This window comes from Xylanimonas ulmi (assembly GCF_004216535.1).
Lineage (GTDB): Bacteria > Actinomycetota > Actinomycetes > Actinomycetales > Cellulomonadaceae > Xylanimonas > Xylanimonas ulmi.
This window is the reverse complement of sequence record NZ_SGWX01000001.1, coordinates 2,562,964-2,574,939: the sequence shown is the minus strand read 5'-3', so window position 1 is coordinate 2,574,939 and position 11,976 is coordinate 2,562,964. Positions and strand designations below refer to the sequence as shown.

Genomic DNA, 11,976 nt, shown 5'->3' with positions numbered 1-11,976 from the left:
CGTCCCGGATTGTCGGTGTTGCGGCCCGGGAAGCCGACATTGCGGGACGCTCGTCGGTCACGAGTCCGGCTCGACGTGCGAGATGCGGTGGACCGCCACGGTGAGCTCGGCGTCACGGGCGGTGTCGAGCGCGCGCAGGCGTCCGGCCTCCACACGCAGCGGGCGGACCCGCCGACGCAGCGGACGGCCGTGGCCGTCGACGAGCTCAAGCCACACGTGGTCGCCGTCGCGGACCGCGTCGCGCAGCAGGGCCAACGCGTCGCCCGGCGTGGCTGTTCCCGCGGCGCCGTCATCTGGCGCGTGCGGTGCGTCCTGCGTGGCCGCCGCGCCGTGGCCGCTCGGTTGGCGCGACGCGCCCGGCCCGCCTGAGGCGGCCGGCGGCGTGCGGCCCAGCGCCGAGATGGCGACGCCGCCCACGCCCGCCGCGGTCGAGGCGAAAGGCGAGCGCCGCCCCGCGCCGTCGGCCAGCCGAAGCCGCTCGACCAGCGCGCGTCGTTGGCCGTCCGACGTCGGGGCGCCCGCGGTCGCGTACGGGGAGCGGACGGCGCGGGCCCCGCCGCGCTCGATCCGCTCGGGGCGGTCCAGCCGGCCGAGCGGGCGCCCGTCGGGCCCCTCCAACGCGGCGAGCAGGCCGCGCTCGCGCAGCGCCGCCTGGAGCCGGGCGGCGGGCACAGCGGCGGCCACGACGGTGGGCGCGAGCCGGACCAGGCCCAGGTCGGCCAGCCGCAGGTCCTCGACCAGCCCGGCCAGCGCGGCCGGGTCGGCGGAGCGCACGTACGACGACGCCGCCCCGACGCGCAGCGACGCGTGCCGCCGCGCGGTGTCGCGCACCAGATAGTCGAGCGGCTGCGGCACGGGCACGGGGGAGCGGCGTGCGAGCTCGGCCAGCAGCTCCTCGCCCGTCAGGCCCGCGTCGAGTGCGCGCGTGACCGAGGTGGGCGTGAACCGGACGGTCGTGGCCGCCCCGCGTGACTCGACGTCGGCCGCGCGGTCGAGCAGCTCGGCCAGCTCGCGCGAGGGGCGCCCGGGCACGATCCCCGTGAGGTCGCCCTGCAGCAGCACCTCCTCGACGGCCGGGGGCAGCATGGCGCGCAGCGTGCCCGCGAGCGCCGCCTCCGCCTCCTGCCCGTCGACGGCCTCGCCCGCGTCACCCGACTCGCCGCCGTCGAGCAGCGCGAGGACCGCCCGGCCCGTCGCGGCGAGCGCGCCCGCGCCGGTCACTCCGAGCAGGGCGGCCTCGCGCAGCAGTCCGTCGACGGCCTCGCGCGGCGGCACGGCGCGCGGGGAGCGCCAGGCGAGGTCCACGGCGACGTCGTCGGGGGTGGCGGACACGCCCTCCAGGTGGGCGAGCGCCGCGAGGGTCTGCAGGCGCAGGCGCCGCACCCAGGCGCGGCTCAGGTCTGTGCTGAGCGGGGCGCGCGTGGCCCCGCGCTCGTCGCGGGTGCCCGCGAGCCAGGGCATCCGGCGGCTGCCGGCCCATGCGACGGCGAGCATGGCCCAGCGCTCGGCCGCCTCGGCCTCGTCCCACTCGTCGGCGCGCGTGGTGGGCACGTACGACGGCGGGGCGTCGACGCCGGACGAGGCGCCCCACGTGCCGGACCGCCGCGCGGGGGGCGAGATGCCGCCGCCGTCGGTGTCCACCAGGCCCGCCGCGGCGGCCAGCTCGACGACGGATGCGGCGGTCGCCTCCGCGACGCCGAGCGTCTGGGCGGCGCGGCGCAGGTCGCGCACGCCCAGGCCGCCCGAGCGCAGGACCGGCGGCGGGGTCTCCTGCCAGGAGGTCAGCAGCGTGTCGACGAGGCGGACGGCGTCGAGCGCGGCGCTCGCGGCCTCGGCGTCGGCGGTCTGGGCGGTGACGGGGCGGCGGCCCTCGGGCGTGGGAGGGGCCAGGCGCGGGTCGGCGTGGGTGCGCCCGCCGCGCAGTGCGAGGCCGACGTCGCGCGGCAGCACCACCGTCTCGCCCTCGCCCGCGGTGAGCAGCCCGGCGCGCAGCAGTTCGTCGACGCCCGCCCGCGCGGGTGTGCCGGTGGGCGGGAGCGTGCCGATCGGGGGTCCCCAGGCGAGCGCGTCGAGCACCGCGCGGGCGGGGGCCGTGACGACGTCGAGCGCTGCGGAGACGGCGTGGGGCGTGGCGCCGCTGGCCGACGGTTCCGGTCGCTGGCTCTCAGGGCGCAGGCGCTCGGGGCGCTCGGGCGCGGGGTGCTCGGCGTGCTCGGCGTGCTCACGCACCGGGCCGAGCCCCGCGGGGTACGGGCCGAGCAGCTCGCTCAGCCCCGGCGCGGCGCGCAGCGCCGGGGCGGGCGTCTCGGGGCAGTCGGGCGCCGCGTCGGCGGGTGCGGCGAGCCACACCAGCGCCTGCGCGCCGGCCGCGTCCAGCAGCCGCGCGACGGCGGCGACGTCGTCGGGCTCCCGTGCGCCGACGGCCGCGGCGACGTCGTCGGCGCGCACCGCGGGCAGCACGTCCTCAAGCGCGAGCACGGCCTCCAGCGCCTGGATGGTCGGGGTGTCGGCCTGCGCGAGCGCGCGCTCGAGCGAGGTGCGCGACGAGGCGCGCGCGGCGAGCGAGCGCAGCGTCGAGGGGGAGGGGGAGGCCAGGTCGGGACGCGCGCGCAGCAGACCAACGAGCGCGTCGTCGGACAGGTCGCGCACGGCGTCGGAGAATGAGGCCATCCTCACGATGCTACGCGTGTGCGGACGTGCCGTGGCGCGCCAGGACCCGCCGCGGTCGCTTCGGTGTCCCTGGGTGGGCGGCGGCCGGTAGCCTGGGACTCCGGCCCGCACGGGTCGCGGCCCCGCACGCCCGCGTGCGGTGGTGAGAGACAGCGACGAGAACGAGGTCACGGTGCCCACCGGCAAGGTCAAGTGGTTTGACGAGACGCGCGGGTTCGGCTTCATCGCCGGCGACGACGGCAGCGAGGTCTTCCTGCACGCCTCGGTCCTGCCCGCGGAGGCCAGCAACCCCAAGCCAGGCACGCGCGTCGACTACGGGGTGGCCGACGGCCGCCGTGGCCCGTCGGCGCTCGCGGTCAAGGTGCTCGACGCCGCGCCGTCGGTCGCCAAGGCCAAGCGCAAGGCGCCCACCGAGATGGCGACCATCGTCGAGGACCTGATCAAGGTGCTCGACCGGGTGGGCGACGCGCTCAAGCACGGCCGCTATCCCGACGGCAACGCCGGGGAGCGCGTGGCGAAGCTGCTGCGCGCCGTGGCCGACGACTTCGAGGCCTGAGGGACAATACGTCTGTGAGTGCTGCCGAGGCCCCGGCCCGTCCCCGTCGTGCCGCCAAGGAGGCGGTGCTGTCGGGCGCCGTCGATCTCGCGCGCGCGGCCGCGCAGCAGGTCGCGGAGTCTCCGTCGGACGTGGGTGAGCACCTCGGCGTGGTGATCGACGCCGAACGGTTGGTCTCGCACCGTTTCGCCGCGGCGATGCGCGGCTACCAGGGCTGGGCGTGGGTCGTGACGCTGGCGCGCGTGCCGCGCGGGCGCAGCGCGACGGTGTGCGAGGTCGAGCTGCTGCCCGGCGATGGCGCGCTGCTCTCCCCGGCCTGGCTGCCGTGGTCGGAGCGGCTGCGCCCCGGCGACATCGGCCCGGGCGACGTGATGCCGTTCCAGGCCGACGACCCGCGGCTCGAGCCCGGGTATCAGCCCACGGGCGACCCCGAGGCCGACGAGGTGGCGATCGAGGAGTTGGCGCTGGCCCGGGCGCGCGTGCTGTCGCCGCGGGGCCGCGAGGACGCCGCGCAACGCTGGTACCGCGGCTCGCAGGGTCCGACGTCGGCGGGCGCGGTGGCGTCGGCCGCCGAGTGCGTGTCGTGCGGCTACCTCGTGCCGATCGCCGGTCCGCTGGGGCAGCTGTTCGCGGTGTGCGCCAACCCGTGGTCGCCCGACGACGGCAAGGTCGTCTCGCTCGACCACGGCTGCGGCGCCCACTCCGAGACCGACGTGGAGTCAGGCCCGTCCGACTGGCCGGCCGCCGACCCCCTGATCGACGAGATGACCCTGGAGCTCGTCACGCCGCCCGCCGAGGCGAAGGCCTCCCCGGGCCAGGGCGACGCGCCCGCCGACCCCGAAGTGGCCCCCGAGGCGGAGTGACCGCCGACCCGTTCGGCACGCAGGCGCTGCGCCGCGCCGTCCTGGACGCGTGGCGCGCCTCACCCACCCGTCTGCGCGAGGACGCCAACCTCGAAGAGGACCACGCCCGCGGCTACTACCGCGACCGCGTCGTCGTCGAGCTCGCCCAGAACGCTGCCGACGCCGCGGCCCGCGCGGGTGTGCCCGGCCGCCTCACGCTGAGGCTTGACGAGTCCGGCGACGCGCCGGTGCTGCGCGCCGCCAACACCGGCGCCCCGCTCGACGCCGACGCCGTCGCCTCGCTCGCCTCGTTGCGCGCGTCGTCGAAGGGCGCCGGCCAGGTCGGCCGATTCGGCGTCGGGTTCGCCGCGGTGCGCGCCGTGAGCGACGACGTGACGATCCGCTCGGCGACGGGCGGTGTGCGGTTCTCCGCCGCGGCGACGCGCGCCCAGGTCAGCGAGGCCGGGATCGACACGCCGCCCGGCCATCTCGCGGTGCTGCGCCTGCCCTTCGCGGCCGAGCCCGCGCCGGGCGACGGCGCCGTCGTCGAGCTCACGCTGCGCGACCGCGAGGCCGTCGAGGCCGTGCGCGCCCAACTCGACGCCGTCGACGACGCGCTGCTGCTCGCGCTGCCCGCGCTCGCCCAGGTGGTGATCGAGGTCGACGGCGAGGGTCGCCGCATGCTCGACGACGTCGGGTCCCGGTGGCTCACGCGCCACGCCGACGGCGAGCTCGCGGCCGACGACGTCGCGGACCTGCCCACCGAGCAGCGCCGCACCGCGTGGTCGCTGGTCTGGGCGCTGCCGCGGTCCGCGTCGAGCGGCGGCGCGCTCGGGTCGACGGGTGACGCGGCGCCCTCGCGGCGCGGGGTGCTGTACGCGCCCACCCCGACCGACGTGCCGCTGACGTTCCCGGCCCTGCTGGTGGCGACCTTCCCGGTCGACCCGGGCCGCCGCCGCGTGCTGCCCGGCCGCGCGACCGAGCGCCTCGCGGCCGCGGCGGGGCGCGCGTACGCGGCGCTGCTCGCCGACGTCGCCGCCGAGCACGGCGCGCAGGCGCTCGCCCTGGTCCCGGGCGACCTGCCGGCGGGCGAGGTCGACGCGGCGATCCGCGAGGCGGCCATCGACGCGCTGCGCACGACGCCGCTGCTGCCCGCAGGCGACGGCGCGCTGATCGCGCCACGCGACGCGGTGCTGCTCGTCGGGCCGCTCGGCCAGGACGCCGACGTCGCCGCGGTGCTCGGCGCGGTTCCGCTCGCGACGCCCCTGCACACCACGGCCCGGCGCCTGGGCGCGCGGGTGGCGCCGGTGGCCGACCTGCTTGAGGACCTGCCGAGTGGGATGGCGCCGGCGCAGTGGCGGGCGGTCTACGCGGCGCTCGCGCCGCATGCGGCGGACCCCGCGGTCCGTGAGGCGCTTGCGGGCGCCGCGGTGCCGCTCGCGGATGGGCGCGTGGCGCACGGCGCGCGCGGGCTGGTGATGCCGGCGACCGCGTCGGAGCCGACTGGATCGTCCGCCGCGGCGCGGCCGCACCCGCAGGGGACCGACGCCGCGGCGTCGGCGTTGCGCGCGGCCGAGGCGTTGGGCGTGCGAGTCGTGCACCCCGAGGCCACGCACCCCGTGCTTGAGCGTGTCGGCGCGGCGCCGTTCGACCCGCGCGCGGTGCTCGCGGACCCGGCCGTGCGCTCGACGGCGCTCGCCGCGGCCCAGGAGGCGCTCGACGCTGGCGGCGAGCCCGGCCCGGTGTCCTTCGAGCGCGCGGGGCGGGGCAGCGGGCTCGACGCCGACGGCGCGCCCGACGTCGTCGACGCGGTCCTCTGGCTCGCGGGCGCGGGCGCGGGCGCGGGCTCTGGCGCAGGCTCAGGCTCAGGCGGCGCGCCGTTCTGGGTGGGCGAGATGCCCGTGCGGGTGGTCGCCGGCGGGCTCGCAGCCCTGCGCGAGACCGCGCTGCCGGGATCGTGGGCCGCCACCCACCTCGACGCCCTCGACGTCGTCGACCCGCGCGAGGTCGCGGCCTTCGGCGCCGCCGCGCTGCGGGCCGCGGGCACCCATGACGGGCTCGACCTGTACACCGTGCGCGACGTCGTCACGCCAGGCCCCGACGACGAGCCCGACCCGGCCAACGAGGACGACCCCGCGGGATGGCTCGCGGGCTGGTCCGACTACCTCGGCGCGCTCGCCGACCACTGGGGCCCCGACGTCCTGTTCGACGAGCTCGACGCCGTCGCCGACCTCGACGCCGTCGCGGAAGGATCCTGGCCCGACGCGCTCGCCCGCATCGCCTCCGACCCGGACCTGCGCCGCACGCTGCTCGCGGCCCCACGCCCCGGCGCCGGCGCCCGGCGCGGCGCGGGACCCGCGCCGTCGTACACCGCGTGGTGGCTGCGGCGGCGCCTGGGCGCGCCGTTCGCACTGCACGACGACGTCCCGCTCCTGCCCCCGGTCCCCGCCGCGGCGCGCGGGCTCGACGACGAGGCGCTGCGCGCGCTCGGCGGTGTCGGCTCGCTCGGTGACGTCGGCCCCGACGACTGGCCGACCGTGCTCGACGCGCTCCCACCCGTGGGCGCCTCGCTGCCCTTGGCCGACGCGTTCGCCGTGTGGCGTGGGCTCGCGGCGATCGCCGCCGACCTCGCCCCCGAGGCCCGCGCGAGCGCACTGGCCTCGCTGCCCGACCGGTTGCCTGCCCTCCGCGGCGGGGCCATCGTGGTGGCCGACGCGGACGACGTCGTCGTCGCCCCCGCCTCGCGTTGGGCCCAGCTCGGGCCGGTGCTCCCGGCGCCGCCCGGCGCCGTCGACGCGCTCGCGGACCTGCTCGACCTCCCGGTGGCCCAGGATCGGGCGCCGGACACCGCGCCCGGCGACGCCGGGCAGGACTTCGGGCACGACGGCGGTGGTGAGCCGCAGCCGATCGACGCGCGCGTCGCGGCGCTCGACCCGCGCCTGCCCGCGTCGTGGCGCCGCCACGACCGCCTCACGGTCGCGGGCGTGCCGGTCGCGTACTGGGCGCACGACGGCGTCGCGCACGCCACGAGCGAGGACGCGCTGGCCGGGGCGCTCGCGGACTTGCTCGGCGCCCCGCACCTGGCGGCGGCCCTGGCGCGAGCGCTGGCGCAGCCGGAGGATGCGCAGGCGGTGTGGACGTCGCTCGCCTGGGGCGGTTGAGCCCGCGGTGATTGAGCCTGCGGTCGGGGTCAGCGCTGCTTGCGGGCCCACAGGAGGCCCAGGCCACCGAGGGCGAGGCCGCTGACGCACACCGCGATCGCCGGCCACTCCTGGACGTCGGCCACGACGAGGATCACCGCGACGATGAGGGCGAGCGCCCACGCCGCGAGGCCCGCGAGCACGACCTTGCGCAGGTCGACGTTCAGCGGCGGCGGCCCCGGACGACGCGACTCGGGGTGGGTGAGGATGCGCACGAGCGAGGGCACGCCGCCAGTCTAGGGCGCGGGATCGCGCCGCCGCCGGGCTCGCTCCCCGCGACCTGTGACGCGTCGCGCTCGGACCCGGCACACCGCGATCGCCGCCGCCGGATGACGCGGGTGAACTGCGCTGGGGGCCAGGGTGAAAGGCCCCGATGCGCCTGCCGGGACGTGTGGGAGCAGCCCTAGAGTCGGGAACACCAGCCTCCACGCAAGGGGATCGCGTGAGCACCGTCACTCAGAGCCACCTCGCAAGCCCACGTGCGGCATTGCGCGCCCGCGGCCTGCAGATGACCCGGGCCGCCTTCGGGCTGAGCCCGTGGTACCGGGCCTACCGCCGCCGCCTCGCGATGACCGACGTGCTCGTCATCGTCGCCTCGGTCGCGCTCGCCGCGTGGGTTCACGCGGGCGAGGCGCACGTCTCCGCAGGTCCGGCCACGCGCGTCGCGACAGCCGCCGTGCTCGGCCTGCTGTGGTACGTGGCGCTGGCCGCCGACAGGACGTACGACCCGCGCACCTTCGGCTCGGGGCCGTTGGAGTTCCACCGCGTGTTCGACGCGTCCTGGAAGCTGTTCAGCCTCGTCGCCGTCGTGGCGTTCCTGATCAAGATGGAGGGCGCCCGCACCTACCTGGTGGTCGCGCTGCCGGTCGGGCTGGTCGGTCTGCTCGCGACGCGGTACGCGTGGCGGGGCTGGCTGCACCGCCACCGCACCGAGCGGCACATGACGACGGCGGTGCTGGCCATCGGCCTGCGGGACCAGGCCGAGCGCCTGATCCGCGAGATGAACGGCCGGCCCAGTTCGGGCTACCGCGTCGTGGGCGTGTGCGTCCCGTCCGGCACGGTGCGCGCGGGCGAGGAGATCGACGGCGTGCCCGTGCTGGGCGACCTCAAGACGGCCGGCGCCATCGCGGCGCAGGTCGGCGCCGACTGCGTCGCCGTCAGCGGCTCGGACGCGGTCACGGCCGACGTCGTGCGCCGCCTGGGCTGGGAGCTGGAGCCGGTGGGCGTGGACCTCATGCTCACGGCCGAGTTGGCCGACGTCGCCGGGCCGCGCATCACGGTCACACCCGCGGCGGGGGTGAGCCTGCTGCATGTGGACGCCCCGCGGTTCGCCGGGCCGAAGTTCCTGCTCAAGGCGGTCATGGACTGGGCGGGCGCGGCCATGCTGACGGTGCTGGTGCTGCCGGTCCTGGTGGTGACGGCGGTGGCCGTCAAGGCGACCAGCAAGGGTCCGGTGTTCTTCCGGCAGGATCGGGTGGGGCGCGGCGGGCGCACGTTCCGCATGCTCAAGTTCCGCACCATGGTCGTGGGCGCCGAGCGCATGGTCGCCCAGGTCGCGGCCGACGGCGACGACGGCGCCGGCGTGCTGTTCAAGCGCCGCGACGACCCGCGCGTGACGCCGGTCGGCCGGGTGCTGCGCCGCTATTCGATCGATGAGCTGCCGCAGTTGTTCAACGTGCTGTCGGGCAATATGAGCCTGGTGGGCCCGCGCCCGCCGCTGCCGTCGGAGGTCAGTAAGTACGAGGCGCGCATGCGCCGTCGGCTGCTGGTCAAGCCGGGCCTGACGGGCCTGTGGCAGGTGGGCGGACGCTCCGACCTGCCGTGGGAGGAGTGCGTGCGGCTCGACGTGTACTACGCCGAGAACTGGACGCCGTTCGGCGACCTGATGATCCTCGCGCGCACGGCCAAGGCCGTGTTCGGCGGCGCCGGCGCCTACTGAGCGCGGCGGGCTGGGCCGGGCTGGGGCTGGCGGGGCGCGCAGGCGGCTGTGCGCGCCACGCCGACATCGGTTTCACGGCTCCTTCACGCGACTGGCACCATGTGCGCATGGCCAACACGACCACCGCGCCGGCCAACGGGCTGGGCGCGATCGATCGCTTCTTCAAGATCACCGAACGCGGCTCGACCATCGGGACCGAGATCCGCGGCGGCCTCGTCACCTTCTTCGCGATGGCGTACATCATCGTGCTCAACCCGATCATCCTGGGCAACGTCCCGGACGGCACGGGTGAGCTGCTCGCCGGAGGCGACACCGCCCAGATCGCCGCCGTCACGGCGTTGGTCGCGGGCGTCATGACCATCCTCATGGGCGTGTTCGCGAACTTCCCGCTCGCGCTCGCCGCCGGCCTCGGCCTCAACGCCGTCGTCGCCTACTCGATCGCCACCATCCCGGGCATGACCTGGGCCGACGCCATGGGCATCATCGTGCTCGAAGGCCTCATCATCCTGATCCTGGTGCTCACCGGGTTCCGTGAGGCGGTCTTCAAGGCTGTGCCGCACGAGATCAAGGTCGCGATCTCGGTCGGCATCGGCCTGTTCATCGCGTTCATCGGGTTCGTGGACGCGGGCTTCGTGCGCATCCCCGCCTCGCTCGCCACGCCCGTCGAACTGGGCATCGGCGGCTCACTGAGCTCGTGGCCGATCTTTGTGTTCGTCATCGGCCTGTTCCTGGCGATCATCCTCATGATCCGCAAGGTGCGCGGCGCGATCCTCATCGCCATCGTCGCGGGCACCGTGCTCGCGGTCGTCGTGGAGGCCATCGGCTCGCTCGGCGGGCAGTCGGCCGACAACCCGGGCGGCTGGAAGCTCAACATCCCGCAGTTGGCCGACGGCTGGGGCCTGCCCAGCTTCGGCATCCTCGGCAACTTCTCGCTGCTTGGCTCGTTCCGCAACATCGGCGTCGTCGCGGTGATCCTGCTGGTCTTCACGCTCATGCTGGCCGACTTCTTCGACACGATGGGCACCATGGTGGCCGTCGGCGGCGAGGCCGGTCTGCTCGACGCCGAGGGCAACCCGCCCAAGACGCGCCAGATCCTCATCGTGGACTCGGTCGCCGCCGCCGCGGGTGGTGTGGGCTCGGTGTCCTCGAACACCTCGTACATCGAGTCGGCCGCGGGCGTCGGCGACGGCGCCCGCACGGGCCTGGCGTCGGTGGTCACGGGCCTGGCGTTCCTGCTCGCGATGTTCGCGGCGCCCGTGGTCGAGATGGTGCCCTACGAGGCCGCGACCCCGGCCCTCGTCGTCGTCGGCTTCCTCATGCTCACGCAGGTCACCGGCATCGACTGGAAGAACCACGAGGTCGCGCTGCCCGCGTTCCTGACGATCGTGCTCATGCCGTTCACCTACTCGATCACCGCGGGCATCGGCGCGGGCATCATCTCGTACGTGGTCATCAAGCTCGTGGTGGGCAAGGGCAAGGCGGTGCACCCGTTCCTGTACGGCGCGGCCGTGCTGTTCGTCCTGTACTTCCTGCAGGGTCCGCTGCGCGACTGGGTCGGGTTCTGACCGACCCCGCCACCCACAACCGACGACGGCGGTCGGCCGCTCCCCCGGAGAGCGGCCGGCCGCCGTCGCGGCGTCTCCGGTGGCCGGGCGTTGACGGGACGCCGGCCACCGGCGACAGCGGGCGTGGACGGGACGCCCGCGACTAAAGGCCCTGCCAGGAGGGCTTGTCGGCGTACGTCTGGCGGTAGTAGTCGCCGAGCTGCAGCCGTGAGGCCGCGGCGTCGTCGACCAGCACCGTCGCGTGCGGGTGCAACTGCATGACCGACGCCGGCCACATCGCCGAGACCGGCCCCTCGACCAGCTGGTGCACGGCCTCGGCCTTCTGCTTGCCGGTGGCCAGCAGCACCAGGTGACGCGCCGCCATGATGGTGCCCAGCCCCTGCGTCACACAGTGGCGCGGCACCAGGTCGACGTCGCCGCCGAAGAACCGGGCGTTGTCGGCCCGGGTCTGGTGCGTCAGCGTCTTGATGCGCGTGCGCGAGGCGAGCGACGAGCCGGGCTCGTTGAACCCGATGTGCCCGTCGGTGCCGACACCCAACAGTTGCAGGTCCACGCCGCCCGCCGCGGCGATGGCCCGCTCGTACGCCTCGCATGCGGCGGGCAGGTCGTCCGCGCCGCCGTCCGGGCCCGAGACCTGCTCGGGCGCCCACTCGACGCGTGAGGCGATCTCGCGCTCGATGACGTTGCGGTAGCGCTCGTGGTGGTCGGTGGGCAGGTCGACGTACTCGTCGAGCATGAACCCGCGCGCCTGGGCGAACGACAGGCCCGCCTCGACGTGCCGACGGGCCAGCTCGTCGTAGACCCGCAGCGGGCTCGACCCGGTCGCCAGGCCGAGCACCGCGTCAGGCTTGCGCCGCAACAGCGCCTCGATGGCGTTGGCCGCGAGCACGGCCAGCCTCCCGGCTGGAGCGATCACGACCTCCATCAGGCGATCTCCTGCTGTTGGAGGAACTGCGCCAGCGTCTCCAGCGAGGCGCTGGCGGCGTCGTCCTCCTCAGCGAACAGCGTCACCCGGTCGCCGGCCTTGGCGCCCAGGGCCATGACGCCCAACACGCTGGCCGCGGGCACGGGGTCGCCCCCGGGACGCGTGATCTGGACCGCGACGGGCTGGCTTGCGGCGAGCTGCGCGAACAGCGCCGCGGGACGTGCGTGCAGACCCTCGGCGATGGCGACGGTGACAGGACGTTCGAGCATCGGTCTTCCT

At 76.1% G+C, this 11,976-nt stretch carries 9 protein-coding genes; 5 read left to right on the top strand and 4 right to left on the bottom strand.

Annotated elements, in window-relative coordinates:
• Positions 1-57: 57 nt before the first annotated feature.
• Complete coding sequence (locus tag EV386_RS11905) at positions 58-2,670, bottom strand: helicase-associated domain-containing protein (protein ID WP_130415249.1); 2,613 nt, start codon at positions 2,668-2,670, stop codon at positions 58-60.
• A 172-nt stretch (positions 2,671-2,842) separates the two neighbouring features.
• Here EV386_RS11905 and EV386_RS11900 point away from each other — a divergent pair, with 172 nt between their 5' ends.
• From EV386_RS11900 to EV386_RS11890, 3 genes are read left to right on the top strand one after another with little or no spacing between them, the layout of a single operon-like run.
• Complete coding sequence (locus EV386_RS11900) at positions 2,843-3,226, top strand: cold-shock protein (RefSeq protein WP_130416908.1); 384 nt, start codon at positions 2,843-2,845, stop codon at positions 3,224-3,226.
• Between the two features lie 14 nt (positions 3,227-3,240).
• Positions 3,241-4,089 carry a DUF3027 domain-containing protein gene (locus tag EV386_RS11895; protein WP_130415247.1) on the top strand — a complete coding sequence of 283 codons (849 nt, stop codon included), beginning with the start codon at positions 3,241-3,243 and terminating at the stop codon, positions 4,087-4,089.
• The gene (locus EV386_RS11890) at positions 4,086-7,229 is read left to right on the top strand and encodes a sacsin N-terminal ATP-binding-like domain-containing protein (protein ID WP_130415245.1); all 3,144 of its coding nucleotides are present in this window, start codon (positions 4,086-4,088) and stop codon (positions 7,227-7,229) included. The genes EV386_RS11895 and EV386_RS11890 overlap by 4 nt, the downstream gene beginning before the upstream one ends.
• Before the next feature lie 29 nt (positions 7,230-7,258).
• On the opposite strand, the gene EV386_RS11885 is transcribed toward EV386_RS11890, so the two are convergent.
• On the bottom strand, positions 7,259-7,495 hold the full coding sequence (locus tag EV386_RS11885; RefSeq protein ID WP_130415243.1) for a DUF2530 domain-containing protein: 237 nt from the start codon (positions 7,493-7,495) through the stop codon (positions 7,259-7,261).
• A gap of 215 nt (positions 7,496-7,710) precedes the next feature.
• Here EV386_RS11885 and EV386_RS11880 point away from each other — a divergent pair, with 215 nt between their 5' ends.
• Together EV386_RS11880 and EV386_RS11875 are read left to right on the top strand one after the other, a co-directional pair.
• Entirely contained in the window at positions 7,711-9,207 is a 1,497-nt protein-coding gene (locus EV386_RS11880; RefSeq protein ID WP_130415241.1) for a sugar transferase, read from the top strand.
• A gap of 107 nt (positions 9,208-9,314) precedes the next feature.
• On the top strand, positions 9,315-10,772 hold the full coding sequence (locus EV386_RS11875) for an NCS2 family permease (protein WP_130415239.1): 1,458 nt from the start codon (positions 9,315-9,317) through the stop codon (positions 10,770-10,772).
• A 142-nt stretch (positions 10,773-10,914) separates the two neighbouring features.
• On the opposite strand, the gene nagB is transcribed toward EV386_RS11875, so the two are convergent.
• Positions 10,915-11,697 (bottom strand): glucosamine-6-phosphate deaminase, encoded by a 783-nt coding sequence (gene nagB, locus EV386_RS11870; RefSeq protein WP_130415237.1) that lies wholly within the window; start codon positions 11,695-11,697, stop codon positions 10,915-10,917.
• On the bottom strand, positions 11,697-11,966 hold the full coding sequence (locus EV386_RS11865) for an HPr family phosphocarrier protein (protein ID WP_130415235.1): 270 nt from the start codon (positions 11,964-11,966) through the stop codon (positions 11,697-11,699). Before EV386_RS11865 ends, nagB begins: the two co-directional genes overlap by 1 nt.
• Between the last annotated feature and the right edge of the window lie 10 nt (positions 11,967-11,976).

Bases quoted from the DNA above. Each gene is read 5' to 3' on its own strand.
- nagB (WP_130415237.1), bottom strand. From the start codon at position 11,697: ATGGAGGTCGTGATCGCTCCAGCCGGGAGGCTGGCCGTGCTCGCGGCC.
- EV386_RS11875 (WP_130415239.1), top strand. From the start codon at position 9,315: ATGGCCAACACGACCACCGCGCCGGCCAACGGGCTGGGCGCGATCGAT.
- EV386_RS11865 (WP_130415235.1), bottom strand. From the start codon at position 11,966: ATGCTCGAACGTCCTGTCACCGTCGCCATCGCCGAGGGTCTGCACGCA.
- EV386_RS11905 (WP_130415249.1), bottom strand. From the start codon at position 2,670: ATGGCCTCATTCTCCGACGCCGTGCGCGACCTGTCCGACGACGCGCTC.